Raw genomic sequence first — 26,177 nt, forward strand, 5'->3', positions numbered from 1 at the left:
ATAGTGATCAGTAACCGATTTATGTATATATACCGAGAAGGACGGTAAGGCAATGGCGAGTGGCTGGCGGTATCGGATTGTTTCCGTCGTCGGGGTCTTTGCGCTGATCGTGGCCGCAGTCACGGTTGCCAATCACCCGCTCGTCCACTCTGGCTTTCGATTGGTACCCATCGTCGGACATCTTCCCTTCGACCCCGCCGAGGGGAGAGAGTTCCTCATCGAAGCTGGCACGACGGCCGTCGTCGTCTTGCTGGCACTCGCTCCGCTGTACAAGCCCCGTCCTCACCGGATCCTCGACGTCTCGATGTTCGCCTTGAAACGGACGCTCGTTGGGCTGTTTGCCCTCGCAACGATCGGCTATTTCGATTACACGTATCGCTTGCCGCGAGCGACACTCCTGATCGTCGGATCGTTGCTCGTCGTGGCGATCCCGACGTGGTTTGTGACCATCCGGAGCCGGCCGGCACGTGGCGAGAGCGGTCGGGCGATCATCGTCGGCGACGATCCGAATGAGATCGACCGTATCTTGGCTGCGATCGACATCCCGGTCTTTGGCTACGTCTCCCCTCCGTCGCCCTACGTCGTCGACCAAGCGGGACCGGGGCAACCACAGCTTGCTGACGGTGCTGGCAGTACGGCCGACTCGCTGACGTACACGATGGACCTGGAGTGTCTGGGCGGCCTCTCGCGCCTCGACGACATTCTCGTCGAACACGACATCGATGTCGCCGTGTTCGCCTTCGACGAGACGGATCGAGAGGAGTTCTTTGGCGTGCTGGCGACGTGTCACGAACACGGCGTCGACGCGAAGATCCACCGAGACAAGGCCGACAGCGTCCTCGTCGACGACGACCAGGTCGAGGAGATCGTCGACATCGACGTCGAGCCGTGGGACTGGCAGGAACGGGTGGTAAAGCGAGTCTTCGACGTTGTGTTCGCGGCTGTCGGTCTGCTGTTCGGACTGCCGCTGATGGCAGCCGCTGCCGTAGCGATCAAAATCGAGGACGGTGGCACGATCTTCTATAAGCAGGAACGGACTGCTGAGTTCGGAGACACCTTTCAGGTGTACAAATTCCGGAGTATGATACCGAACGCAGAAGAGCGAACCGGGGCAAAACTAAGCGAGGAAGATCGGGGTAGACGAGATCCACGGGTAACGCGAGTTGGTCGAACTCTTCGGAAGACACATCTCGACGAGATTCCACAGTTGTGGTCGATCCTCGTCGGCGATATGAGTGTCGTCGGTCCACGACCGGAGCGTCCGGAGCTCGATCGCGATATCGAAGAAGGGGTATCCGACTGGCGTCGCCGATGGTTCGTTCGCCCGGGTCTTACGGGTCTCGCGCAGGTCAATGACGTAACCGGTCACGAACCGGTGCAAAAGCTGCGCTACGATGTCGAGTATATTCGCTGTCAGTCGTTTTGGTTCGATCTGAAGATCGTGATTCGGCAGGTTTGGCAGGTCGTTGGTGACATTCTCGAGACGGTTGTCCGTCGTTGGAAACACTGAGAATTCAGGCCCCCTTGGGTCTCCCGAGATTCGTCGAACTACCTCGAGTAAATCGAGAAGGCTATGAGCCGCGAGTTCCGGAACGTAAATCATGCGTATTCTTCGCGTTGCACAGAATTTGTATCCCGAGATTCCTGGCGGTGGGACCTACCACGTTCACGCGATGAGCCGGGATCAGGCCGCGATGAATCACGATGTCACGGTCTTGACGATCTCTGAGGACGAGAGTTTACCACGACGAGAAGAACGGGACGGGTACACGGTGGTACGGCACCAACCGACAGTCGAACTGTTGAGCAACGATATCTCACTCGGCGTCGCACGCTTTCTACGGACAGCTAACGACTTCGACGTGATACACGCTCACTCTCACCTCTATTTTTCGACGAACTTGGCGGCCCTGAAGCGGCGTCTGGGCGATACCCCACTGGCGATTACGAACCACGGGCTCTATTCACAAAATGCTCCCGAGTGGCTGTTCAATCTGTATCTACCGAGTGTGGGACGTTGGACGTTCAACTGCGCCGACGTGGTGTTTTGCTACACTGAAGAAGACAGAACGCGCGTACGGGAACTCGGCGTCGATTCCCGGATCGAAGTAGTGGCTAATGGCGTAGATACCGAGCGGTTTACGCCCGATGGACCGAAGAGTGATCAGATCGATCACGATGGCCCTATTGTGTTGTTCGTCGGGCGACTGGTTGACGGTAAGCGACCCGGGGATGCGGTTCAGGCGGTGTCCCGATTGTCGGACGACCGAAATGCGAAACTCTACGTAATCGGGGACGGACCGCTTCGAGAGGAACTGGGGAAGAATGCCGAGGATGTTGAGTTTCTCGGACACGTGCCTTACAGCGAGATGCCGAAGATCTATCGGTCAGGTGATGTGCTGTTGTTACCGAGTCGGGCTGAAGGATTACCTCGGACCGTGCTCGAGGCGTATTCGTCAGGATTGCCCGTTGTGTCGAGTCACTTAGAGCAGACTGCCTCGGTTGTTCGAGAGGGGGGAGAGACAGTCCCTGTCGGGGATATCGAAAGATACACTGCCGCACTAGAACGGGTTCTCGAAAACAAGGATGCGCTTGGCCATCAAGGTCGCCGTACCGTTGTCGACCGTTTTCGGTGGCAGAGAACTGTCGAGCAGACAACGGAGCATCTGTCGAATATCATATAATATTTCTTCTTCGCAGTCGATTGTGCCACCGGGCGAAGACGTAGACGGACCAGAGAAACTTCCCGTGTTCCTGTCGTTCCGTTTTGTGCTCTTCGAACCGATCCATAACGGCGTCGGTGTCGACGAGATCTGTGTTGAGGTCTGACATGGCTTGAACGAACTCGTCTGCGAGTTCGTGCTTGAACCACTTGCCGATCGGCATATCGAAGCCTTGCTTGCCCCGCTCCAAGATCGGATCCGGGAGTACATCGTCGAAGGCTCGCTTGAGGATACGCTTTTGCTCACGTGGTGTTATCTTGTAATCTGTCGGGAGCGACATCGCGTACTCGACGACACCGGTATCGAGGAACGGTACCCTGACTTCGAGCGAGTTGTACATACTGGCACGGTCGGTTTTGTGGAGAATTTGGTTTGGCAGTCCGAAGTGTGTATCGACAGCTTGCATTCTGGACATACTGTCCTGTCTCTCTTTCGGAAGATATGAAGTCGCGATTTCGTGTTGCTGCCTGAAGAGTTCACGGCCGGAATCGGAGGGATTCAACTCCCCCAAGCTACTGAGTGCGTTCTCCTCGGCGATCCGTGCCCACTCGAAGTGGCGAGCAGGAGTTTCCGGGATACCCCCCCGAGTAAACTTCTGAACTTTGCGAACAAACTCTCCTCGTACACTGCCTCGGGAGGCGTTGAGTCTTCCAATCACGGGTTCGAGGACTGACCGACGGACGATCGGTGGGAGCTGTCGGTAATAGCGGGAGTAGTATTCGCCTCGGTAGCGGCTGTACCCGGCAAAGAGTTCATCAGCGCCGTCTCCCGAGAGCGCGACAGTAACATCCTTGTTCGTTTCTCGCGAAACAATATATGTGGGGATAATCGATTGATCGGCGAAGGGTTCACCAAGACGGTCGAGGACGTTGGGGATTGCGTCGCGAACCTCGTTCGGCGTCACCGTACACTCGGTGTGGTCGGTGTCGTGGTACTCTGCAACTTCACGTGCAGCCCATGATTCGTCGAACAGTGACTCTTCGAAGCCCACAGTGAATGTTTTTACCGGATCGTCGGTGAGCTCTGCCATCGTCCCGACGACGATACTCGAATCGATGCCTCCACTCAAGAACGCACCCAAAGAGACATCGCTCATGAGTCGTTTCTCGATTGCGTCCTCGACACGCCCCCTGAGTTCTGTCGCTGCCTCTTCCAGAGTGGGTGTTCGCGGTTCGACCGAGGGGGTGTGGAACTGTCTATCGTCGATTTTGTCTTCCGATATAAGAATTAATTCGCCGGGTCTGAGCTTGCGAATGTTCTCGAAGGCCGTCGAAGGTGCGGGAATGTAGCCAACTGAGAAGTAGTTGGCAATGCTCCGTTCATCTATACCGCCGTGATCCACGCCAGATTCGAAGAGTGCTGGAAGCTCCGAGGCGAAGGCAATACGCTCGCCGTCGTTGGCGAGGAGCAGAGGCTTGATACCCATCGGATCCCGAGCGAGGAGGAGACGCTCTCTATTCGAATCCCAAAGGGCAAAGGCGAACATCCCTTCGAGTCGGTCAACGAATGATGGTCCATGTTCCTCGTAGAGGTGAACGAGGACTTCGGTGTCACTATCACTGGTAAATGAGTGACCGCTTTTGATCAACGAGTCACGGAGTGCGGTATAGTTGTAGAGTTCGCCGTTGAACACAGTGACGATCGACTCGTCTTCGTTGAACATCGGTTGTTGTCCGCTCTCCGGGTCGATAATGCTCAGACGACGGTGTACGAGCGAGATTACACTATCTGTATAAACACCTCCCTCGTCCGGACCCCGATGGACGAGCAGATCCTGCATAGATGTGAGTCGTGATTTCGAGGGGGACCTTCCCGTGGAAAAAATACCAGCAATGCCACACATACCATGTGGACTATCGACGTATATTTGAATCATACGAATTAACCATATCTACTGGAAACGATCTGAACGAATGGGACGCATTCTCGTCATTTGTGCGCAGTCTCCCTACCCGGTCGTCGACGGGGCTAGGTTACGGACGTACAATACCGCTAAAATTCTCCAGCAAGAACACGACATTCACCTGTTGATCGTGAATCAGGAGCCTGATGACGATCTCGAGACGTTGGCGACAGAATTCACAGGGGTGACGTCTTTCAGCCACGAATCGCTCGGTCACGAGTTCACCAAGTACGGACGTGCAGGCGCGGCATTTGCACGAGGCAATCCGATTCGGCCGGCGTACTACCACTTCTCGGACGTTCAGAAGTGGGTGAACGAACACGTTGGCGAATACGATCTGTGTTACGCGAACTACGTCAACACCGTCCCATACGTTCAGGAAGATCGCTTTGTCGTTGACTTTGTCGATTCGATGTCACACAACCGTGCACAGCTCGCCGAGATCCACTCACCGCCCCGGTCGTGGCTGTCTACGGTCGAGTCTCGACGATTAAACTCGTACGAACGAACGGTGGCACAAGCGGCTGAACACTCGTTCGTGACGACGGTCCACGATATGACCGCTATGGGGATACGGAACGACGTGACCGTCGTTCCCAACGGTGTTCGAGAGACGTACCTCGAGAGGCCCAACACAGTCAACACCGATCCTGGGCGAATCGTCTTTCTCGGGCGGATGGACTACTACCCAAACGTAGATGCAGTTCGATACTTCGCCGACGAGGTGTTTCCGCAAGTACGAGCCGAGGTCGACACTGCGTCGTTCGTCGTCGTCGGATCGAATCCATCGGAAGAAGTGCGTACACTCGACACGAGAGAGGGAATCACGGTAACCGGGTTCGTCGACGAACCGGCGGAGCACCTCGAGTTGGCCACGGCGGTCGTGGCACCGATGCGATACGGAACCGGTATCCAGAACAAAGTGCTAGAGGCGATGGCACTCGGAAAACCAGTCGTAACCACATCACTCGGTGCAGCCGGAATCAGCGCTGAGAACGGAACACATCTTTTGGTCGCTGACGACGCGACAGCAATGTCCGAGCGAACTATAGCAGTCCTGACCGACCCGCAGTTGGCAGCCAGTGTCGGCGGCGCTGCCCGAGAGCGAATCTCATATCAACACACGTGGGACGCCGTCGCACCACGGCTACTGGACGGGATCAGCGAAGCCATGGATTGAACCGGCCACACATACCTACTCTCCGTTGACCTGCTGAGCAAACAACAAACCTGCGAGAATGAAGATCGGTGCGCGAATCTCGAAGCTTGCTGCCGCTGTTCCTGCAATTACCAGACTGTATAAGTAACCGAGGACGAGTACAAAACTATATACTGATTGTCGAGATATGCGGACGACACCTCTGAGGGGTTCGGAAAGGAAGTAGAAAAATGCGAGAAATCCGGGAATGCCAACCTCACTCATCAATCGGAAAAAAATGCTGTGCGGAATGAGCGCATCGACGGAATACCTCGTCTCCCACTGTCGTAGCTCCGGTGTCGAGTACGCGTCTTTGGTCGCGAGCCAATTGTCCGGACCAACACCGAACACAGGATTGTCTAACGACATTCGTATCGAGGTTTCCCAAATATACAATCGTGGATTGTTCAACAGTCCACGCAGTGTTTTGAGTCTGTTTGCCACCTCTGGCATTAACAGTGCGATAGCGAAAGCGGCGACACCGATCATCGCTGCTATTGACAGTGTTCGGAGTAGGATCTCACGCTGGTTCGACCGCTGTCGGAGGTACAGTAACACGACGCCAACACTGAGAGCGCCGACAACCGCTAACCAGACTTTCCGTTCCTGGAAGTAGAGCACTTCGATGCTCAAGAGGCCGGCAATGATAGCGAACCGCCTTGAGAAGCGATGTGAGATCAATATTCCAAGGACCAAGACCAGTGACAATCCCTCAAGTTCGGTGAACAGGCGACCGGAAAACGTACCAATCGAGAGGGTGTAGAACAACGAATAGAACGCTTTGACGGTCCCGATCAAGATGAGTGTCCATATAGCGTATTTCACATCGTCTTCTGTTCGGGCAAGGTTCACGATAACCAGAGACAAGACAATCATCTCGAACCACTGAATGAGTTCAACAATCCCATCTGCCGTGGGACCAGTGACAAATAGACTGCCTGTGACGAAAACGAGGAACACAGCGTATGCTTCGAGTCCTCTCAGCCGCGGAATTCGTAAGATTCCACCCAAGAAGAGCAACGCGGCTGTCACCGCGACTAGGAGGTCTGTGATCGTTACAACCACCGGTCCGATCGAGAGATAGAGTGCCGCAGCAGCACGACCGTCGAGCGGATAGTTGAATGCGAGGGCTATCGACCCGACGAGAACGATCAGAATAGTCCGACGGAGTTGCTCACGTGGCAGGGAGTTGGGGCTATCGCCCTGTATCGCGAACGACATTAGATAGTATCTCTCCGTACTGTTAGTGGATATATCCCCCGTTTCGGATCCGCGAAGTGAAGACGGTCGTGTTTAGTTAAGCGTGAAAAGTGAGGCGGGAGAATTTCTTGGTGCTCTATGCCAGAAATCACCCGCCTCAGTGGGAGTAGAGAGTGGATTGATTTGGATTTTATGGAGCGTGAGCGGACACCCGAACCGGCGATGGCGCTGGGTATTCAGTCCCATCTTGCGGGACTCTCGCTGTCGAATACCGTCGATTTGCTCGAAGCTTTGGGTGTCCAACGCAGTCGGAAGGCGATCCACGATTGGGTTCAGAAAGCCGATCTACAGCCAGAATCTGGCCGATCTCCGAATCAAGTTGCGGTGGATGAAACAGTGATTCGGATCAACGACGAGCAATTTTGGCTGTACGCCGCCGCAGATCCCGCCACAAACGATCTGCTTCACGTTCGTCTCTTTTCGACTACCACGACTGCCCTCACCGAAATCTTCCTGCGCGAACTCCGGCAGAAACACGATGTCGAAACTGCCGAATTTCTCGTTGATGGCGCTCAACACCTCCAAACTGCGCTACAACGTTCAGGACTGCGATTTCAAATATCTCGCCACGGAAATCGGAATACTGTCGAACGGATTTTCCGAGAACTGAAGCGCCGAACCTCGTCGTTTTCGAACTGCTTCAGTCACGTCGAACCGGAGACAGCCGAAAATTGGCTCCAAGCCTTCGCCAGCTGGCACAATGCTCCAAACTAAACACGACCGTGAAGACACAACTGGGATTTATATCCTTCCAGATTAGAAACCGGTTGATGGCAGACACGATTGTTCTCGTCGTCCTTGACTCCGTACGCTACGACATATTTGAGGACTATCTAAATGAGGCCAGCGGAACGTTTCTATCGACTCTCGCTACGGATAGTGTCTCATTCGACCGGGCGGTCACCCCTGCTCCGTGGAGTCTTCCGGCCCACGCTAGCATGTTTACAGGAAAGTATCCGCGTGAACACGGAGCGACGAATGCCGACACGGCGATCCATCCACAGATTCCGACTCTCTTGACACGTCTCGGCGACGCTGGATACCGCACAGGCTGCTTTACCAGTAATCCGTTCGTCCACCCCGACTATGGATTTGAGGGCTGGGACCATCACCGAAACAATTACAGCGAAAAAATCTATGAAAAAGGGGGTGCGCCCGAGTCAGACGAGGCTGGCATAGGCGAACTGGTCGACGGGGCCCGTCAAGTAATCTCACATCAACATACGTTCCGTACCTTCGTCAACGCAACTTACCGGAAACTACGGACGGGACCCTCCCTCGTGGACGACGGCGGCCGTCGAATGGTTACGGACGCGGTAAACTGGCTCTCTGAAGACGACAGCGATAGCTTCGTGTTTCTCAACTTTATGGAGACACACGACTATCACCGCCGGTTATCTCGGTGGGGTCGGATTAAAAATATCGCAGAGAATGGGCGACTCTCGGAACTGAACAGTCGTGTCGGTGGTGCGGGGATTCAGTACTACGCCGGCAATAGCACAATCGATGAGACAGATCGAGAGTTTTATCGAAAGGTCGTGAGAGACGAAATCGGATATGTTGACAAACTGTTGCAGCAATTTTGGAGGGCACTCGAGCGTCAGGAGCGAGCGGAGGACTGTCTGTTCGTTCTCTGTGCAGACCACGGAGAAGGGCTGGGGGAAGGGGACATCGTCTATCATCTCGCTGGTGTGACCGAGCCTCTCGTTCGTGTTCCACTGTTCGTTCGTTCCCCAGACCAGCAGGACGGCCGTATCGAACGGTGGTCGTCTCTCGTGTGGATTTACGATACGATCTGTCGTGAGATCGGAATCGATACCGGCCTAACTCTTCTCGAGGAGTCGACGTACCCCGATCTCGTGGGATCGGAAAACACGAACCGACTGCAGGATTTGCTCGGAGAGATCGACGGCGACGTTTCGGATCAGTACCTACAGAAACGCGTCGCGGTATACCAGGCAGCCGACAGAGACCACAAGTCGGTCCGTCTGGAAGACACCTACGAACGCCGAAAACTGGGCTCCGGGTTGACTGAGTGGACAGTCGATGGCGACGCGAGGGCACTCGTCGATCAGTTTGAGGATTCACTTGAGGTAACAGATGAGACACATATGGATGTTGACGATGCAACTCGTTCTCGACTCGAGGATTTCGGTTACCTCTGACCGTCGTTCAGCGTCACCGAGACGAGGTCAGTGATGTACTTTCGGAAGTTCGAACGACTGAACCGATCGGTCGACTCGTGCAGTCGGTGGGAGAGTGTGTGGCATCGTTCTGGATCGTTCGCCAAACTTGCGAGGCGATCGACAGCCGTCGTTTTGTCCGTGTAGAGACAGTCGTCGACTTTACGCACGATTTCACGCTGTCCACCACTATCGTGGACGACCGGGATCAGTCCGGCTGCCAGCATTTCGGCGAGAGAAATACCGAACGTTTCGTATTGCGTTGCGTTGAGATAGTATCGCTGCATACAGAGCGTCTCAAGTAAGTCGGTATCGCCATGCCGAAGTTCGCCGTGATAGGTGACATATGGTCGATTGGTGGCCATCTCCAGGACATCTTGAGCGTAGGTACTTCCAGTCTCTGGCCCTGCGATGTGATAGTGCATCTCGTGACCACGTTCCTGCAGTTCATCCACAATTTCGATGCCATCTTTGATGCCTTTGATCGGTTCGATCCGGCCGATAGAAACGATACCGTTCTGTCTCTCATTCCACGGACGGAAGAACGTTTTAAAGTTCTCGACATCTACTGGCGGATGTAGAACGGATGGCCGCGTTTCGTAGACCCGTTCAAAGATATCAGCCGTGAATTCTGAATTGCAACAGAAGACCCCGCCGTCGATTACTGACGTTCGGTTGTAGCTGACGATTCGTCTACAGACAGCGTCGTACACGTCCTGAATAGCCGACTGTGCCCCGTAATGGCCGGGAAGTGTAGTCCGATCGAATTGTGGAAGGTGAACGTACTGTATCGAAGGTGAGGGGAGCGGCATTTCGTTGACCGTGCTCATCCAGAGGTCATACGATTTGCTACGGAAGGAACGGGCATATTTACACAACGCTGCCGCCAGAAACAGGTCCAGAGAACGACCCGAGAGTTGAGTCACGGTATCCATGCACAGCACAGAGAGTGGTGGGCGACGGATGCGCACTTCAGGGATCGGCATCTGAAAATAGGCTGCCAATTCGTCAAAATCCGGATCTCGAAACGTGAACAGAGTTATGTCATGCGTGTCTCCAAGAGCTCGCATGATTTCGAGACAGACCGCTTCACCACCGCCTTTTCGCATAAGGTCGTGATGGAGTACGGCAATATCAGCCACTGATACTGAAATATAGTCACCTCATCAAAAAGGCTCGTGATCTATTCGTATCGACTCTTGTTTGACTCTCATTCATCTCCCAAGAACGACACTGATAAATCGTCACCGAACTCAGTATCGGTTGACAAATGCCAGTGCAGGTATCGTCATCTAAATCTCGAGGAGAGAGTCCCTGAAATGCATCCATACGCTCCTATCACTCCTGATCCGGACGAACTGGATGCCAAAGCTGATGTCGTTATGGTCAATTATAATGGGAAGCAAAACCTCGGGCCGGCCCTCGACCGGTGGCTCTCGTTCAAACGAGAGGGATACCTTCGGGACATCATCGTTGTCGACAATAATTCTACAGACGGTTCTACACAGTTCCTGAACGAAGAGTATCCGTCGGTCAAATGTATAGAGAACGACACGAATGTCGGTTGGGGAACCGCGGTGAATATCGGAATTGACCACGCAGCGGCACCGTACGTGTTCGTCTCGAATCCGGATATGCTCGTCGAGGAATCTTGGTGCTACGGACTGTTGCGTTCGATTTCCACGCGCAAAGATGTCGGCGCAGCCACTGGGATAATCCTCCGTCCCTCCGGCGAGATTGATGGTCGAGGTGCCGACTTCGACTGGAAGTTTCGTTTCCGATACGGACCTCCTTCCGATAGCATAAGGGGTGTAGACAGCGTTAGGGGATCGGGAATGTTGATCGATAGAGCAATCTATGAAAGCGTCGACGGTATCGCCGATGATCTCTTCATTCAGTGGGAAGAGGCAGATCTGACACTAAAGATGGAGCGTGCTGGATACGAGACGATTTTTGTTCCCGGTTGTCTCGCCTGGCACTGTGAATCAGTGTCTCAAGAAGCGCCCCTGCAATATTATTACGCTCGAAATCTCTACATTGTGGCCGGACGCCATCTTCCGTTACGTGAGTACGTCCGGGTTCTCGTGGTCAATCTGTTGTTGCAAACGGTCGTTACGTGGGGACTGGTTCTCCTCGGAAGTCGAACCCCGTCCACGGCGTACGAAACGACCCGGGGTAGTCTCTGTGGTGCACTTCGATCACTGTTTGAGCGGGTGTGTCGATAAAGCGGTTGGCAGATGAGTATAAGACACTCGGTGGCTTGACCCACAATCGATCACTTTCGAGCATTCCTCATCGACGAGGGTAGTATCGGGGAAAACATACGAGGCGAGAGCGAAAGTCAGGTCAAGACCGTCGTGTAGATGCGTGGACCCTCCGAAAAGGGTCAGTACGACAACAATATTCGATCATCGATCGACGGACGAGTCCAGGTAGGAATATGATTGACTCAAGCAAGCTACTCTCTGACTTAGGCCTCGTCACCGTGGCGAACGCGCTTAAAAAGGTTCGTGGATTCATTTTTTTGCCAGCACTCACGAAGTTTCTCGGTCCCGAAGGATACGGTGTCTGGGTCCTCGCCTTGCTCTTGATACAACTCGTGCTCCCTGTCGCGTCTTTCTCTCTCATGGCCGGAATTCTACGCTACTTACCAGGAGAATCTGACAGAGAAGCACGACTACTGGTAGGGAATTTGACTGTTTTTGTACTGGTTGTTTCCGTTGCAATCTGTCTCCTGTTCGTTCTCGCGAGTGATGTGTTAGCAACGACCGTCTTCAAAGGGTACGAACTGGCGGTCGTAGTAGCTTCGATAGCCGTGGTTCCATCAGTTCTTTTTCAGTTCAACATCCGTGTCGTTCGCGCTCGACAACACCTGAAACTCTGGTCAGTTCTCGACACCGGCCAGCGGTTACTCGAGATCGTTGCGGTCGTTGCCATTGCCTTCACCGGATATGGTATCATCCACGTTCTCGTTGGACTTCTCGGAGCACGTGCCGTCGGTGCGGTGGTGTCATTCGGAGCGGTTATCGCGATTATCGGAATCCCGCTCGTGGGACATCCGAGTCGGGAGGTTCAGTATATCCGATATAGTCTGAAAACACTTCCATGGAGTCTTTCGCGTTGGTTTATCGATTCGTCTGATCGTTTCCTCATCAGCTTCTACATCGGTGCATCGGCTGTTGGTTACTACTCGGCTGCGTACACTGTTGCGATGGGGTTGCGATTACTCGTCCAGCCGTTGATGACTGTCGTTTCGACATCGTTACCACAATTATTCGAAAACGATAGTAAACAGGCGTGTCAAGTGTACTTGACCCAATCTGGGCGAGTTCTGACAGCACTTCTTCCACCTTCTATTGTCGGCCTTTCGATGGTTCGAACACCAGTTCTCAGTATCGTCTCGACACCTTCGATCGCTGAGGCTGGTGCGGCTGTGCTCCCGATAGTCGTCCTGAGCATCGCAGCGTTTAGCCTCAGTGAAATATCCACGCAACCGCTCTTACTTACAGAGCGTACTGGCTTCATTAGCGGTGTTTGGATCATCGCCGGTTTCTTGAATCTCGGTGGAAACGTGCTGCTGCTACCGCGGATTGGAATCGTCGGTGCAGCCGTGTCAACAGTTATCGCTTACGTCGTCGTCGCGTTGACCCTGTACGTGGCCACCTCGAGAGAAATCAGGCCCAAGTTCGACTGGGAACTCTTGGCAAAGACGATGGCTGCAACGGCAGTTATGGTACCCGTCGTCGACACACTACTCGGAGGTAGCTCACTTCGGTTGGTGGTCTCTATTATCACCGGTGCATGCGTATTCGGAACAACACTCTATCTCCTGGGTGGGATAACGAGAGAAGAGATCGAATTCATTACCGACAAATCTCGGTAGGCATCCGCTCAGCTATGTTGTAGACTGGACAAGTATGGTCGCTGTCTCATTTTCGCAAGCGCTCGCAAATCTTGCAGCTTTGACGAACCATACGGACAAGATGGCCGCTACGTGTTCACTCAAAGAACGAGCGAACCGCTGTCGCGATTCGATTAAGATCCCTTTCAGACAGGTCGAGGTGGAACGGTAACGTGACGATCCGGCTGGAAATTTCTTCGGTGACTGGCAGATCACCTCGCTGCCACCCCCAGTCTTTTTGATAATACTGTGTGAGATGGACTGGACTGTATGTGATGCGACTCGGGATTCCTTTATCGTCTAGATGCTCCATCAGGTCTGCTTGGACGGAGGGATCGTCGAGCAAAAGATTATACAGCTGATAGACGCTGTTGCGCTGGTCCGGAAAGACCGGACACTGGATACCGGTGATATCGCTGAGGCGCGAATTGAGGTACTCTGCCATCTCTCGACGGCGGGAAATTACGAAGTCGAGCTTTTTTGCCTGAGAGACTCCCAGAGCGGCCGTCATTGAAGACATCCTGAAGTTGTGCCCGTACGTAACGTAAACCTTCTCCTCGTTGCGTCCGTGAGACCGGATCAACTCGAGTTCCTCCCGTAGTTCGTCCGAGTCTGTGACGACCATCCCACCTTCACCGGTCGTTATGAGTTTGTTGAAACAGAAACTCAAAGTCGCCGATTTGCCGAACGACCCGGCCGGATCGTCGTCGAGTGTCGCACCGAGAGAATGGCATGCATCTTCGAACAGTAGCAGGTCGTTGTCTGCCGCCAGTTGCTGGAGTGTGCGTATCTCCGCACAGACATCCCCGGCAAAGTGAATCGGCATTATTGCCTTCGTGTCGTCGGTGATTTTTTCAGACACACTCTCTGGATCCAGTGCCAGTGAGTCACGTTCGATATCCGCGAAAACCGGTTTTGCGCCCGCTGCTACTACTGCATTCGCCGTCGCGGGGAACGTGAACGATGGAACAATCACTTCTCCAGAAGTGACACCGTTGGCAACCAGATTTGCGTATAATGCCGATGTTCCGGAATTGAACGCGATACCGTACTCGCATCCTGCTCGATTTGAAATCAACTCTTCGAATTCCGCTATCTCGGACCCTTTTGCCCACCACGTTCCTCGTTCGATGACATCAGTAACTGCTGCGATATCGTCTTCGTCAGAGTACGACTTGAACAGCCACAGATCCTCTTTGTTGTCCGTCATGCTTTACTCTACGTCCATTGATGTCACGAAGTTATAATACTCCTGCATCCCCTCTTCGAGCGAATATTCTGGAGAATAGCCAATCAGGTTACGGGCCTTACTAATATCGAGCCCTCCCCTATTTGGCCGGTACACGTTTTTTTCCTTGACGTACGTTTCCGTGTTCGGAACGAGATCTTGAATCGTTTCTGCGAGTTCCCGAATGCTCCGCCCTTCTCCCCTCGTGATGTTGAACGTCTCTTTTTCGGCATTCGGGTGTTCAGCGGCCAGGAGGAAGCCTTTTACGACATCCTTGACGTATGTGAAATCCAGTTTATGATAGCCACCGTTGTCGAGGCGGAGCCGTTCCCCCTTGAGTGCGTTTGTTAGGAATATTTCAGTTACGCGGCGATTACAGTCTGTCGGACCGTAGACAGCCGATGGACGAACGATCGAATATGGCAGATCAAATCGGTGGCCATATGCACGGGTGATGTGTTCCCCACTAAGCTTCATACTCCCGTAAATACCCAGTGGACTACAGTTGTCGTCTTCACTCGCCGGAATGATATTGTCGTCTTCGTCTTGCGGGAAGTTACCGTACACCATGCTCGAAGACGTATAGACGACGCGTTCGAAATCGAACTCAACCTCCCGAAGAACATCTAAAAGTGTCAATGTTCCCTCTAAGATATTCCGCCGTGCCTCTTCCGGATACTTGTTCGAGACGTTCGCGATTGGCAAGGCAGCAAGGTGGAGAATATAATCTGGCTCGTACGTCTCTAGGGTCTCTTTCAATAGCCCGCGATCAGTTGTATCGCCGCGAATCTGAGTGACGTGTTCTTCGTCGATGGATTCTTTTCGATATTGCTGATATTTTGGCCAATAGCTCTCGTCCAGCGGAATATAGTGTTTCTGGGCATCATAGGTGACGACCTGTTCTCCCCTGTCCGTTAGCTCTTGACATATATGGTATCCGATAAACCCTTCTCCGCCAGTTATGAGATACGTAGTCACTGTTATCAGAGATTTTTGATGGAGGATTTAATATCTTCTGGTTGCTTCGATCGCAACGTCTCCCCGTTCTCAGAAGATTTATTCGAGAGGTCATGCAGTGATGATGTATGAACCTCGCTTTTCTCGGGATTAACGAGTTCGGATGGGAGATCTACAACTGGCTCTGCGATCGGGAATCGGTGAGTGTGAATGTTCTCATCACTGACAGCAGTCAGCTGAATCTACTTGAGCAGGTGGAAGTTGATGTGATCGTTGCGGCCGGTTTCGGTGAGATTCTCCAGCCGGAAATTCTCCGGATTCCGGACAAAGGATGTATCAACATTCATCCGGGGTACCTTCCCCATACTCGCGGCTACAATCCGAACGTATGGAGCATCGTTGAGAATCTTCCTGCAGGTGCCTCTATCCACTACATGGAAGAAGAGGTCGACAGTGGAGATATAATTGCACGCCAAAGAGTCGAAAAGTCGTTTGACGACACTGGCAAGTCACTGTATGACAATATTACGAGTGCCGCAGTTAATCTGTTCAAAGAGACCTGGCCGGATATTGAGTCAGACAATATTGAACCGGTATCTCAGGATGACGATGTAGCGACATCACATCTGAAAGAAGATTTCAAACAACTGTGTGAGATCAAAAGCGACGAGACGTACGAAGCCAAGGAGTTGTTAGATATTCTCCGGGCACTTACCTTTCCGCCGTTCGATAACGCATATATAGAAGTTGATGGTGAAAAGTACTACGTTGAAGTTGACATCTCGAAGGCATCAGACAAGCAAGAAACTGAGGGGTTTATCAGCGAGTATTGAGCGAGACCCCCTCTCGAATTCATTGTCTTCTACTCTGTTTTGAGCTCTCGATCCCATCAGCACCTCGGTTTAGAAAGTTCAGCAGTATTGGTTGGACTGATCTGCCGTGATGTCGTAATCTCGTGCGAAATATGAACTACTAATTGTATCAGCCGATATTGTGTGTCTGTGACACCGAACGTACAAAGAGACCGGGTGTTTCGTGGATTGAACGCCCGAAGCCGTTCGATACTGGGACTACTACTGGAGTTGCGCTTCATGACTTTGTCCGCTTACGATTGCCGAGGATATCGATCTACCTGTCGTCCTCGTAGTAGGCACACTCGAGCATAATCTATGAGAGATAAATTAAAGCTGTTTTTTTGGTTCACCGAAAAAGAGGAGGCTGGATACATGTATCGAATTTGGGACTACCTCGCAGAGAGGGGTGAAATAGAGTCGTATGAGACGATAAATTCTAGGGATCTTTATCTGAATCCGAAAAAATATATATCAAATTATATACGTAGGTTCTTCGGATGGGAGTGGATGGTCGCTATTCAACAGTATCATCCGATTATCGTTCCATTTTGGCTGGCGAGTCTCGTCGGGAAACGTACAACGTTCTTTATTTCGGAGGTGCAGTGGAAACGCGATCACTTTACTTCTGGATCCGTATTAGATGTCCCGTTTAGACGAAAAATCTGGGAACAATATCTCAGCAGCGACAATACGAGTGTAATAACGTACACTGAATCCGCACAACAGTCTTTACGCGAGGAACTGGGTGTGATGAGTACGGTTGTCCCGTCACCTGCCGTTCCCAATACAGAGACCTTTCGACCCCTTGAGTCGGTAGAACGACGAGCTACTCCGACGGTACTGTTCGTCGGGCGACTCGTCCCCGAAAAAGGAATCGAACACTTGCTCGAAATCGCGTCTAACAATCCTGATATTGACTTCTGGTTTTGTGGCGATGGACCTCTGAAAGGAAGTGTCGAAAAAAGAGAACAACAATTCTCCAACGTCGAGTACTTTGGTTTCATCGGTGATCAAGATCGCCTTGTAGAAATCTATAACCAGGCGACTGTTCTTGCTCATCCAGTGAGGAGAACCGAAACGTGGGAAGAGTATTTTGGCGCGGTAATGGTGGAATCTTTATCATGTGGGACACCAGTGGTCGCCACCGACCATGCTGGACCAAGGTCAATCCTCAATGACGATATTGGCGTTCTAATTCCGGAAGCGGATATTGACGAGTTCGAAGACGAATTAGTCACTCTTGCAAACAATCAGCGTCGCTGTGAAGAGATGGGTATCGAAGGACGGAAAGTAGTCAAAGAACGATTCAGCCAAGAAAAAGTGTCTGAAATGTGGTTGGATGTAATTAAAGAGAGTAAGTAACACCGACAACTGTCACGGACTGTGATCTGGTCACCTGACCTCGTCGTTCGGTCAGTAGGCAACTGTGTGTACCCACGTTCTTCGATTTCGTCCGAACTACAGCGGTTGATCAAATCACATGCATTATTATCCTCGAACGGCCTACTGTGGATATGACTTCGAAAGTGTCCTCTGCTATCGACGAACTCGAGAATGGGGGCCCGATGCCTTTAGCTAAAAAATCTGCACTATATCTACTTCGACAAACTTCCTTCGGCAAAAGTCTCCTATATGATCGAACACTCGAAGAACTCCGCAAGCGTATGGGAGACGAAGACGGTCTCGACGACATTCTAGATACCGTACTGGGGGTTAAACCTGGATATCCTCCGTATCAAATAGCTATGATGCAGTTGAGAGACGAAATCGAAGAGCTCGCATCTATAATAAAAGAGGAGCAACCAAAGAGCGTCCTAGAGATCGGTACCGCCAATGGAGGCACTCTTTATGTTTGGAGTAGATACCTCGATAGCACACAACAATTAATAAGCTTAGACTTACCCGATGGACAATTTGGCGGTGGTTACGGCGAACGAAAAGCCGAAATATTCCGGGAATTCTCTCCCTCGAAGGAATTCCACTTCGTTCGAGACAACTCACATCGGTCAGGCGTATACGAACAAGTGGATAACATTGCGGACGATGGGCTGGACTTTCTATTTTTAGATGGCGACCACAGCTATCAGGGGGTTAAGCAGGATTTCGAGATGTATAGCCAGTTGGTGAACGACGGCGGTATCGTTGCACTCCACGACATTGTCAACCACCCAGACAGGGAGGCTGTAATCGAACAACGCAGAAGAACTGTCGACGATATCGAAGAAAGGCACCTTTCTTGGGGAGTGTCACACCCGGATTGCAACGTTGACGAGTTCTGGGCTGAACTCTCTCGCAATTACGATACTGAAGAGATCATATCACATCCAAAACAGACCTGGGGCGGCATCGGTATCGTTCGGATGTAACGTCCCAACTGTTGGACACACCATCTTATTTCTCATTGCATCGGCAGTATAGAACAAATGCTCGATCACTGTGCGGTATCGTACGAAAATGCGTATAAGGGTGTACATCGACATCAGACTGAATGGACGGCAGCGATCGGAGTTCGTCTCGAGTTCTCGGATACTCCCGTACGCTCAAGCGGAGGTTGACCACCACATACCGCGGCTCTGATCTGCGGTGTGCTTGTCGGTGGCTTGGTTCGGTAGCTCGAAACGCATCACTAGTCAGTTGGTTCACTGGAGAGCCGCAACCAGAAGTGATCGTCGTTGATCTCCGGGAGACGTATATCGCCGGCCCGGTGATTCGGGCTCTCGATGGGATCGTCCCACATATCGAACGAGCGTGGGATGAGTCTGTGTTTCAACAGTTTACCAGTCGCCTGAATGACGCCATTCGCCAGACACCGGTCAAACTCGCGAGCACCCTCGTACTCGCCGTGTTGCTCGTCCAGACGCTTAGATTCGTTCTCACTCCACCGGAAACGTCGTCCTCCACGTTGGCAGCACTCCTCGTCGCGTGGGTCGTTTCCTTACTCGGCCTCCGTGTCGACTGGACGCTCGCGGAACTCGCCGACAGTCGATCCGGCCGGGTCACAAAAGCACTCTTCGAACCACCGGACCTCTCCGGCAAAAACGAGTCGAAGTGACGACGAGTCGGTGACTTTATTCTGGCCAGCGGACATCACCGTGTATGAGCGACGAGGGCGACGTGAACGCAGTTCTCGACGAGCGCCCGGATCTCCGTGACGCCCTCGATACTGTTCTCGAGGTCGACGAACGGCACGAGACGTGGTCCTTCGAGGACGTTCCGATCGACTCCGGTCCGTTCGGAGAGTTGGTCGCCAGTGGCGTCGTCGAGTCTGTCGGTGACGAGTATCGGCTCGCGGATCCAGACGCCACTGTAGCGGCACTCTCGGGGGAGTCTTCGGAGGAAATGACGGCATCCGATCTCGGCGACTCGCTGTCTACGTTCGGGTGGCCGACGTTCGACCGAACGGCGGCCAGCGCGCTCACCATCGCACTCGCGTTCGTCGCACTCGTTCGCGTTCATCCGCTCTCGTCGATCTACCGTGACGGCAACGTCGTCCTCTCGGGAAACGATCCGTACTACTACCGCTACTGGGTAGAGGTCGTTTTGCGGGAGGGTGGTTCCGCCCTCAGCTTCGACGCACTCTCGGCACTGCCGGCGAATGTCACGAACGGTGAGCCACTGTTCGTCGCCACGTTGTGGTGGTTCGCGGCACTCCTCGGTGACGGTGCGGCCGCCGTCGGCGACGTGATGGCGTGGTATCCCGTTGTCTCGACGGTCGTTACGGCACTTTTCGTCTATCTGCTTGCCGTCACCGTCACCAGCGACCGACGGGTCGGTCTCGCGGCCGTCCTCCTCTTTGCCGTCGTTCCCGGCCACGCACTCCGCACCAGTGTGGGGTATGCAGACCACCACGCATTCGATTATCTGTGGCTGACGGCCACGGCGTTCGCACTCGCCGTCCTTGCGGAGACCGATCGGGAGACGCTCTCGTCGCCACGGACGTGGCTCGCGACGCTCGGTCTCGGTGTCGCAGTCGCCGGGCAGACGATCGCGTGGGACGCGTCACCGCTCGTGACCGTAGCTGTCGCACTGGTCGTCGTCGGGATAACGATCGCGGCCGTCGACGAAGTGCGGAGCCCGATCGTCGCCGGGCTCCCTATGGTCGTGGGACTCACTGTCGCGACTGTACTCAGTGTCGTCGTTCACGTCGTCGTCGACTGGCACACACCTCGTGTCGCTTTCGCTCCGCTCGTCGTACTCGGTGTCTCTCTCGGCGCAGTCGGAACTGCGACACTCGTAAACAGAACGACCGGTAACGTCCGACACCTGCTTGCAGTCGACGGGATCCTGTTTCCGCTCGGCGTCCTCGCCTTCAGATACACACGTCCGGACGACTGGAACGCACTCACCAGCGGTGCGATGCGACTCACCGCCGAGCGTAACATCGCCGAGACGGTCGGACTGTTCACACTTGACTCGCTGGCTGGGTTCCTGTTGCTCGGTTTCACGCTGGTGATCGCGTTCCCGGCGATGGTCTGGGGGGTGCAGCGAGCACGCACTCACTCCGTCTGGGTCGTTCCGGTGGTCTACGTCTGGTACTTTCTCGGACTTGCGACTCTCTCGGTCCGCTTCGTCGGCGAACTCTCCCAGTTCCTCGCGGTGTTTGCTGGCATCGGCTTCGTCCGGCTGGCTGCCTGGGTCGACGCGATCGAACCGCTCGACGGTCGCACCGTTCCCGAGACGCTCCCGACACTGTCCGTCCCCGATCGCCGGACACTCGGGACACTCGCCGTTCTCTTCCTCCTGGTCGGTAGTCTCGGGATCGTTCAGGTCCCCGTAAAGACCGCTCAGGTTACGATCGAGGACAGCACGTACCAGAGCGCTGTCCACATCGCGAACCACTCGGCGGACCTCGACGAGTCATACCCGGACAACTACGTCCTGAGCCGGTGGGGCCGTAACCGCGTGTACAACTACTTCGTCAACGGCGAATCCGAGAGCTACAGCTACGCACGGCAGACGTACGGTGAGTTCGCCCGTAGTCGAGATGCCGATCAGTGGTACGAGGAGTTCGACGGCCGGGTCGGTTACGTCGTCCTCTCTACGGACCGCAACGCGAGCGCCGAAACGACGTACTCCCATCTCACCGACGACTACGGTAGTCGGAGTCCTGACCACGGCGGTCTCGCTCACTTCAGAGCCCTCCACGTCTCGTCTGAGGGCCAAAAGATCACGTACCAGGTCGTTCCGGGCGCGAACGTGACTGGCCAGACGGCACCCAACGAGACGGTCACAGTACGATCGAACGTGACGGTTCCGGGCGCATCGTTCACGTACGAACGCCAGACCACGGCCGACGCGGACGGGAACTACAGCGTCCGTGTCGCCAATCCCGGGACGTACACGATCACGGCTGGCGGCGACGCTCACACAGCCGTCGTCTCGGAAGAGGCAGTCGTGAATGGGACGCGTCTCGGCGTCGGTCAACAGTGAGCGTAACAGAAACCGACTGACGACGTTACGGTAGCGAAAGAGCTTTTGAAACGGCCTGATACTCCGAAGCGAATGCAACTCATCGACGACGAGGGGAACCTCTTCGGGCGCGTCAACGTGATCGATGCGTTCGTCGTGGCGCTGATCCTCGCTGTTGTGATCGCAGGCGGTGTGGTCGTCTTCGGGGAGCAAGAAGAGCCGGAGCTCGACCGTGCGACGACGAACGTCACGCTGGATCTCGGGTCACAGCCGGGGTACATCGTGGCACAGTTGCGGGAGAACGACAGCTACGCGCCGACGGGGACGACGCGGCTCACAATCACGGATCTCTCCTTTGGGCCTGCCGACTCGGGCACGCGGGTCCTCGTTCGCGCCGAGCTTCGGGGGATCGCGCGCGACGGAGGGATCGACTACGACGGTGAGCCCCCGCGGCTGGGTCGAACGATCGACATCAGCACCGAAACCTACCGGGTGAGTGGCGTCATTCGCGACCTCGGTGGTGAGAACACGTTCACCACGGCCCAGCGGTCACAGGTCCTCGTTCGCGACACGGTGAGTGCAGATACGGCCGCCGAGATCGCCGAGGGCGACACCTATCGGATCGCCGGTCGAGACGTGGGGACCGTCGAGTCAGTGTCGGTCTACGGCACGAACCGATCCGAGCGAAAGCGGGTCTACGTCGGCCTCACGCTGACGACGACACGGCATGATGGGGGGCCGAACTTCGGGACGATCCCGGTCCGAGAGGGCGCTTCGATTCCCTTCGAGACGGCCGCGTACGAGCTGGACGGGACCGTCGAGCGCGTCGGTGCGACCGAGCAACGCGGCGAAGCGACGACCCGAACGGTGACAGTCGAGTTGGAGAACGTCTCCCAGAGCCTCGCGTCGGCCGTCGACGCGGGTGGGACCGAGACAGCTGGTGGCACGACGATCGCTCGCGTCGAGAGCGTCGATCGGGTGAACGCGACCGTCGTCACGACCAGCGACGACGGTGAGGTCTACGCGCGTGACCACCCCACGAAACGGGATCTCACGATCGAAGCGACCCTCTCGGTCCGTGAGACGGCGGCCGGTCTCACGTTCAAAGGCGAGCCCCTCCAATATGACAGCGAGATCGTCCTCGATCTCGGCGACGTAACGGTCCGTGCGACGATCGTGTCGCTGTAACCGCTGCTCGTCCTCTTGTCGACGATCCGCAGCACTCCTCGTCGGCGGTCGTTCGTGTGCTGGCACCATTTCACACGGACCCCGCCCAGTTATCCCCTTCGCGTTCTCAGACGTGCCTGTATGCACTACCGACGACTCGGCACGACGGGACTGCAGGTATCGCCGATCTGTCTCGGGACGTGGCGCTTCGGCAAGGAACACGAGGACAGCGGCGTCGTCGAGACGGACCGCGAGGACGCCCACGAGCTGCTCGACGCCTTCGCCGAGCGCGGCGGCAACTTCATCGACACCGCAAACGGCTACGGCGGCGGCGACTCCGAGCGGTGGATCGGCGAGTGGCTCGAAGACCGGGACCGGGAGGACTACGTCATCGCCTCGAAGTGCTTCTGGTCGACGGTCTCGCGCTTCCAGGAGAACCTCTCGAAGAAGAACGTCCGCGCGGAGGTCGAGGGATCGCTCGATCGGCTCGGCACGGATTACCTCGACGTTCTCTACCTGCACCGGTTCGACGACGACACGCCGATCGAGCAGACGCTGCGCGCCGTCGACGACCTCGTTAGCGAGGGCAAGGTCCACAATGTCGGCCTGTCGACGGCCGACGCATGGAAGCTCACCAAGGGCCTGTGGAAGGCCGACGTGAACAACTACGAGGCGTTCACCGTCACCCAGCCCCTCTTTCACGCCGCCTACTACGAGGACGTGGCCGAGTACCTCGACGTGTGTGCCGACCAGAACCTCGCGGTCTGTCCGTACTCGCCGCTGGCCGGTGGCTTCCTCACCGGCAAGTACGAGCGTGCGGGCGACGGGACCTACGAGCTGGACGCGCCCGAAGACACGCGTGCCCAGTTCGACGATCGCTTCCTCGATTTCTACGTCTCGGAACGGGGCTGGCACGTCCTCGACGAGGTCCGGGCCGTCGCCGAGGAGGTCGACGCCTCGCCGGCACAGGTCGCTCTGCGCTGGCTGATGGACCAGCCCGACTTCGACTGCGTCCCGATCGTCGGCGCGCGGACCGTCGACCAGCTCGACGAGAACCTTGGGGCGATCGACGTGACGATCTCCGACGACCAGTTCGACCGGATCTTCGAGGCCCGCTACGACGACGACGGCAACCTGTACAAGACGAACGCCTGATACGGACGACTCGTCGCCACGAGCGCGTCGCCCGCGACCACATCGCTTTTACCCCTCTCTGTCGGCAACGAAGCCAATGAGTGCTTTTCGCGTCCCGCTGTTGCCGTCGTGGCTCCGGTGGCTCGCCGTCGCCGTGGTGGGTGGTGTGATCTTCACGCTCTCGGTGGTCGTCGCGCCGCCGGGAGAGCCGGTCGTCAAGCCCTTCGATCTCCTCCCGCTGGACAAGTGGCGTCACTTCCTCGCGTACGCCGCCTTCGGTGGGACACTGGCGTACGCCACGAGTACCTGGCGGTGGTCGACCGGCCGACTCGCGGTGTTCGTGCTCGGGATCACCGTGGCCTACGGCCTCGGCATCGAGATCTGGCAGTGGTTCCTGCCCAACCGCTACTTCGGGCTGGGAGACGCCTACGCCAACGCGCTCGGGGCGGCGCTGGCGAGTCCGTGGTTCCTCCTCCGCGATCGCCTCTCGTTCGTGTCACTGTCGGAGTGGGCGTCCGCGATCGTCGACTGATACGGACCGTTGTAGCGATGTACCGGTGAGCGTCTCCCTCGTCGCACACCGGTACGCAACGACAACGTTCCGTATGAAGGCCGGCCGTCACGACCGTTCGAACGATGCACGAAAGTCGGCGGTGGCGTCGCGCCACGCCGCGATCAGCTCGTCGTCGTTCTCGCTGTCCCAGGGTTCGATCCGGTCTTCGGCGTCGAGTCGCTCGACGGTCCGACGAACCCCGTCCTCGAAGCTGACGGTGTACTCGAAGTCCAGGTCCCGTCTCGCCTTGCTGTTGTCGAACACCGTCGAGAACTGGAAGTGATCGCGCAGCATCGCCGTGCGGTCCGGGACGGCGTCGGCGAGGACGGTCGTCGGAACGTGGACGAGGTCGGGCTCGGGAGCGTCCAGCGCGTCGGCGACGGTTCTGTGGTACTGGTTCCAGGTGATCACCTCCTCGCTGGTGACATGGTAGCACTCGCCGTACGCGGCTCCGTTGCCGACGGCGGCGACGAACGCCGCGGCCACGTCGTCGCGGTGGCACGGGCCCCACAGCGACTGGCCGTCGCCGTGGACGACGATGGGCTTGCCCTTCCGGATCCGGTCGACGTAGTAGGTGCCGACGCCGAGCGTGTGGAGCACCGGCCCGCCTTCGCCGTAGGTGCTCCACGGGCGGAGCACGGTGGCGGCGAACGCGCCGTCGTCGTGGGCGGCCAGGAAGCGATCCTCGCAGGCGGCCTTGTTCGCGCCGTACTCGCTGACGGCCGGCTCGCGGGCGGCGTCTTCCGTGACGGGGTTGGTCGCCAGCGGGCGGTGGTACACGTCGACCGTCGAACAGAAGACGTACTGCTCGATCCCCGCGAAGATCTCGACGGCGGCCTCGGCCTGTGCGGGGGCGAAACAGACCATGTCGATCACGCAGTCGGGCCCGACCGCGTCGCGGGCCCGCTCCAGGGCGGCGTCGTCGTCGCGGTCGCCGTGGACGAACGACACCGCGTCCGGCAACTCGGCGTCGGTCTCCCCGCGAGTGAAACAGGTCACTTCGTGGCCGGCCGCGACGAGCTGGCGCGAGACGGCCGTGCTGATCAGTCCGGTGCCGCCGATGACGAGTACGTCCATGCCGGTGGGAGCGACCGCAGGGGGATAAAGCATCGTCACGCGGCCGCGGCGTCCGGGCGGGCGCTGGGTCGCGCTCGGGATCGACCGGCGGCGGTGGAGAGTAGTAGTCCCAGACCCAACGGTCGCGCATGGAGATCATCGCAGTCGCGGCGGTCGGCGAAAACGGCGTCATCGGCGACGGCGACCGACTCCCCTGGCACCTCCCCCACGAGTCCCGGCGCTACCGCGAGCGAGTCGCCGACGACACCGTCGTGCTCGGCCGCAAGACCTTCGAGATGTTCGAGGAACTGCCCGGCGCGCGACAGCTCGTCTTGAGTCGGAGCGAGCGTTCCTTCGAGGCCGAGACGGCGACGCACGCGGCGAGCGTCGACGCGGCGATCGATCTCGCCCGCGAGCGCGGCGATCCGGTGCTGTACGTGCTGGGCGGTGCCGGGGTCTACGAGGCGTTCCTGCCGCGGTACGACCGGATGTTGCTGAGCCGCGTCGACGGCGAGTACGAGGGCGACGCGACGTTCCCGGCGTTCGACCGCGAGGCGTGGACACTCGTCGACGAGACGCCGTACGACGGATACACGCTCGAAACGTGGGAACCCGCCGTGTGAGCGCCACCGACACCCGACAGTATCTTAG

At 56.1% G+C, this 26,177-nt stretch carries 22 protein-coding genes; 16 read left to right on the forward strand and 6 right to left on the reverse strand.

Translation table 11 applies throughout. The features are described from left to right. The first annotated feature begins 421 nt into the window (after positions 1–421). Positions 422–1,510 (forward strand): sugar transferase, encoded by a 1,089-nt coding sequence (locus tag AC5FRZ_RS04515; RefSeq protein WP_493565074.1) that lies wholly within the window; start codon positions 422–424, stop codon positions 1,508–1,510. Between the two features lie 91 nt (positions 1,511–1,601). Further along, a complete protein-coding gene (locus tag AC5FRZ_RS04520) occupies positions 1,602–2,684 on the forward strand; it encodes a glycosyltransferase family 4 protein (protein WP_493563989.1) in 1,083 nt (360 codons plus the stop codon). Here AC5FRZ_RS04520 and asnB read toward each other — a convergent pair. Beyond that, complete coding sequence (gene asnB / locus AC5FRZ_RS04525; RefSeq protein ID WP_493563990.1) at positions 2,677–4,599, reverse strand: asparagine synthase (glutamine-hydrolyzing); 1,923 nt, start codon at positions 4,597–4,599, stop codon at positions 2,677–2,679. The two genes, AC5FRZ_RS04520 and asnB, sit on opposite strands and share 8 nt — an antisense overlap. A 37-nt stretch (positions 4,600–4,636) precedes the next feature. Here asnB and AC5FRZ_RS04530 point away from each other — a divergent pair, with 37 nt between their 5' ends. After that, a complete protein-coding gene (locus AC5FRZ_RS04530) occupies positions 4,637–5,806 on the forward strand; it encodes a glycosyltransferase (RefSeq protein ID WP_493563991.1) in 1,170 nt (389 codons plus the stop codon). A 15-nt stretch (positions 5,807–5,821) separates the two neighbouring features. Here the strand turns inward: AC5FRZ_RS04530 and AC5FRZ_RS04535 are convergent, their stop codons facing one another. Next, on the reverse strand, positions 5,822–7,045 hold the full coding sequence (locus AC5FRZ_RS04535; RefSeq protein WP_372479540.1) for an O-antigen ligase family protein: 1,224 nt from the start codon (positions 7,043–7,045) through the stop codon (positions 5,822–5,824). Between the two features lie 117 nt (positions 7,046–7,162). Between AC5FRZ_RS04535 and AC5FRZ_RS04540 the strand changes: the two genes are divergently transcribed. Then, the gene (locus tag AC5FRZ_RS04540; protein ID WP_493563755.1) at positions 7,163–7,798 is read left to right on the forward strand and encodes an IS6 family transposase; all 636 of its coding nucleotides are present in this window, start codon (positions 7,163–7,165) and stop codon (positions 7,796–7,798) included. A 56-nt stretch (positions 7,799–7,854) separates the two neighbouring features. Continuing rightward, the gene (locus AC5FRZ_RS04545) at positions 7,855–9,249 is read left to right on the forward strand and encodes a sulfatase-like hydrolase/transferase (protein ID WP_493563992.1); all 1,395 of its coding nucleotides are present in this window, start codon (positions 7,855–7,857) and stop codon (positions 9,247–9,249) included. Here AC5FRZ_RS04545 and AC5FRZ_RS04550 read toward each other — a convergent pair. Next, positions 9,240–10,409: a glycosyltransferase family 4 protein gene (locus tag AC5FRZ_RS04550; RefSeq protein ID WP_493563993.1), complete on the reverse strand. Its 1,170-nt coding sequence runs from the start codon at positions 10,407–10,409 to the stop codon at positions 9,240–9,242. The genes AC5FRZ_RS04545 and AC5FRZ_RS04550 overlap by 10 nt on opposite strands. Positions 10,410–10,586: 177 nt before the next feature. Between AC5FRZ_RS04550 and AC5FRZ_RS04555 the strand changes: the two genes are divergently transcribed. Together AC5FRZ_RS04555 and AC5FRZ_RS04560 are read left to right on the forward strand one after the other, a co-directional pair. Continuing rightward, positions 10,587–11,492, forward strand: coding sequence for a glycosyltransferase family 2 protein (locus AC5FRZ_RS04555; protein ID WP_493563994.1), 906 nt, complete (start codon positions 10,587–10,589; stop codon positions 11,490–11,492). A gap of 215 nt (positions 11,493–11,707) precedes the next feature. Further along, a complete protein-coding gene (locus AC5FRZ_RS04560) occupies positions 11,708–13,150 on the forward strand; it encodes a lipopolysaccharide biosynthesis protein (RefSeq protein WP_493563995.1) in 1,443 nt (480 codons plus the stop codon). A gap of 115 nt (positions 13,151–13,265) precedes the next feature. Here AC5FRZ_RS04560 and AC5FRZ_RS04565 read toward each other — a convergent pair whose 3' ends face one another. Together AC5FRZ_RS04565 and AC5FRZ_RS04570 are read right to left on the reverse strand one after the other, a co-directional pair. After that, positions 13,266–14,378, reverse strand: a complete 1,113-nt coding sequence (locus tag AC5FRZ_RS04565; protein ID WP_493563996.1) for a DegT/DnrJ/EryC1/StrS family aminotransferase — start codon at positions 14,376–14,378, stop codon at positions 13,266–13,268. Between the two features lie 3 nt (positions 14,379–14,381). Beyond that, positions 14,382–15,374, reverse strand: a complete 993-nt coding sequence (locus tag AC5FRZ_RS04570) for an NAD-dependent epimerase/dehydratase family protein (RefSeq protein ID WP_493563997.1) — start codon at positions 15,372–15,374, stop codon at positions 14,382–14,384. A 107-nt stretch (positions 15,375–15,481) separates the two neighbouring features. Here AC5FRZ_RS04570 and AC5FRZ_RS04575 point away from each other — a divergent pair, with 107 nt between their 5' ends. The 8 genes from AC5FRZ_RS04575 (at position 15,482) to AC5FRZ_RS04610 (ending at position 24,449) form a co-directional block, all read left to right on the forward strand. Further along, on the forward strand, positions 15,482–16,186 hold the full coding sequence (locus AC5FRZ_RS04575) for a methionyl-tRNA formyltransferase (protein ID WP_493563998.1): 705 nt from the start codon (positions 15,482–15,484) through the stop codon (positions 16,184–16,186). Positions 16,187–16,714: 528 nt separating this feature from the next. Continuing rightward, complete coding sequence (locus AC5FRZ_RS04580; RefSeq protein WP_493563999.1) at positions 16,715–17,569, forward strand: glycosyltransferase family 4 protein; 855 nt, start codon at positions 16,715–16,717, stop codon at positions 17,567–17,569. Between the two features lie 152 nt (positions 17,570–17,721). Next, entirely contained in the window at positions 17,722–18,573 is an 852-nt protein-coding gene (locus AC5FRZ_RS04585) for a class I SAM-dependent methyltransferase (RefSeq protein ID WP_372479535.1), read from the forward strand. A gap of 296 nt (positions 18,574–18,869) precedes the next feature. Continuing rightward, entirely contained in the window at positions 18,870–19,259 is a 390-nt protein-coding gene (locus AC5FRZ_RS04590) for a hypothetical protein (protein WP_372479534.1), read from the forward strand. 44 nt (positions 19,260–19,303) lie between these two features. Continuing rightward, positions 19,304–21,637: an STT3 domain-containing protein gene (locus tag AC5FRZ_RS04595; protein ID WP_493564000.1), complete on the forward strand. Its 2,334-nt coding sequence runs from the start codon at positions 19,304–19,306 to the stop codon at positions 21,635–21,637. Positions 21,638–21,709: 72 nt separating this feature from the next. After that, positions 21,710–22,804: a DUF4330 family protein gene (locus tag AC5FRZ_RS04600; protein ID WP_493564001.1), complete on the forward strand. Its 1,095-nt coding sequence runs from the start codon at positions 21,710–21,712 to the stop codon at positions 22,802–22,804. A 120-nt stretch (positions 22,805–22,924) separates the two neighbouring features. Continuing rightward, a complete protein-coding gene (locus tag AC5FRZ_RS04605; RefSeq protein ID WP_170093590.1) occupies positions 22,925–23,938 on the forward strand; it encodes an aldo/keto reductase in 1,014 nt (337 codons plus the stop codon). A 76-nt stretch (positions 23,939–24,014) separates the two neighbouring features. Beyond that, positions 24,015–24,449, forward strand: coding sequence for a VanZ family protein (locus tag AC5FRZ_RS04610; RefSeq protein WP_493564002.1), 435 nt, complete (start codon positions 24,015–24,017; stop codon positions 24,447–24,449). An 87-nt stretch (positions 24,450–24,536) separates the two neighbouring features. On the opposite strand, the gene AC5FRZ_RS04615 is transcribed toward AC5FRZ_RS04610, so the two are convergent. Continuing rightward, a complete protein-coding gene (locus AC5FRZ_RS04615; RefSeq protein ID WP_493564003.1) occupies positions 24,537–25,547 on the reverse strand; it encodes an NAD-dependent epimerase/dehydratase family protein in 1,011 nt (336 codons plus the stop codon). Positions 25,548–25,675: 128 nt separating this feature from the next. Between AC5FRZ_RS04615 and AC5FRZ_RS04620 the strand changes: the two genes are divergently transcribed. Beyond that, the gene (locus AC5FRZ_RS04620) at positions 25,676–26,149 is read left to right on the forward strand and encodes a dihydrofolate reductase (protein WP_493564004.1); all 474 of its coding nucleotides are present in this window, start codon (positions 25,676–25,678) and stop codon (positions 26,147–26,149) included. Positions 26,150–26,177 lie beyond the last annotated feature (28 nt).

The sequence above is a fragment of the Halomicrobium sp. HArcht1-1 genome, from assembly GCF_058933285.1.

What these genes read in the sequence shown, in the direction of transcription:
- AC5FRZ_RS04560 (WP_493563995.1), top strand. Translation starts at nt 11,708, where the DNA reads ATGATTGACTCAAGCAAGCTACTCTCTGACTTAGGCCTCGTCACCGTG.
- asnB (WP_493563990.1), bottom strand. Translation starts at nt 4,599, where the DNA reads ATGATTCAAATATACGTCGATAGTCCACATGGTATGTGTGGCATTGCT.
- AC5FRZ_RS04605 (WP_170093590.1), top strand. Translation starts at nt 22,925, where the DNA reads ATGCACTACCGACGACTCGGCACGACGGGACTGCAGGTATCGCCGATC.
- AC5FRZ_RS04565 (WP_493563996.1), bottom strand. Translation starts at nt 14,378, where the DNA reads ATGACGGACAACAAAGAGGATCTGTGGCTGTTCAAGTCGTACTCTGAC.
- AC5FRZ_RS04555 (WP_493563994.1), top strand. Translation starts at nt 10,587, where the DNA reads ATGCATCCATACGCTCCTATCACTCCTGATCCGGACGAACTGGATGCC.
- AC5FRZ_RS04620 (WP_493564004.1), top strand. Translation starts at nt 25,676, where the DNA reads ATGGAGATCATCGCAGTCGCGGCGGTCGGCGAAAACGGCGTCATCGGC.
- AC5FRZ_RS04585 (WP_372479535.1), top strand. Translation starts at nt 17,722, where the DNA reads ATGACTTCGAAAGTGTCCTCTGCTATCGACGAACTCGAGAATGGGGGC.
- AC5FRZ_RS04535 (WP_372479540.1), bottom strand. Translation starts at nt 7,045, where the DNA reads ATGTCGTTCGCGATACAGGGCGATAGCCCCAACTCCCTGCCACGTGAG.
- AC5FRZ_RS04545 (WP_493563992.1), top strand. Translation starts at nt 7,855, where the DNA reads ATGGCAGACACGATTGTTCTCGTCGTCCTTGACTCCGTACGCTACGAC.
- AC5FRZ_RS04575 (WP_493563998.1), top strand. Translation starts at nt 15,482, where the DNA reads ATGAACCTCGCTTTTCTCGGGATTAACGAGTTCGGATGGGAGATCTAC.
- AC5FRZ_RS04580 (WP_493563999.1), top strand. Translation starts at nt 16,715, where the DNA reads ATGGTCGCTATTCAACAGTATCATCCGATTATCGTTCCATTTTGGCTG.
- AC5FRZ_RS04540 (WP_493563755.1), top strand. Translation starts at nt 7,163, where the DNA reads ATGCCAGAAATCACCCGCCTCAGTGGGAGTAGAGAGTGGATTGATTTG.
- AC5FRZ_RS04530 (WP_493563991.1), top strand. Translation starts at nt 4,637, where the DNA reads ATGGGACGCATTCTCGTCATTTGTGCGCAGTCTCCCTACCCGGTCGTC.
- AC5FRZ_RS04520 (WP_493563989.1), top strand. Translation starts at nt 1,602, where the DNA reads ATGCGTATTCTTCGCGTTGCACAGAATTTGTATCCCGAGATTCCTGGC.
- AC5FRZ_RS04600 (WP_493564001.1), top strand. Translation starts at nt 21,710, where the DNA reads ATGCAACTCATCGACGACGAGGGGAACCTCTTCGGGCGCGTCAACGTG.
- AC5FRZ_RS04610 (WP_493564002.1), top strand. Translation starts at nt 24,015, where the DNA reads ATGAGTGCTTTTCGCGTCCCGCTGTTGCCGTCGTGGCTCCGGTGGCTC.
- AC5FRZ_RS04595 (WP_493564000.1), top strand. Translation starts at nt 19,304, where the DNA reads ATGAGCGACGAGGGCGACGTGAACGCAGTTCTCGACGAGCGCCCGGAT.
- AC5FRZ_RS04615 (WP_493564003.1), bottom strand. Translation starts at nt 25,547, where the DNA reads ATGGACGTACTCGTCATCGGCGGCACCGGACTGATCAGCACGGCCGTC.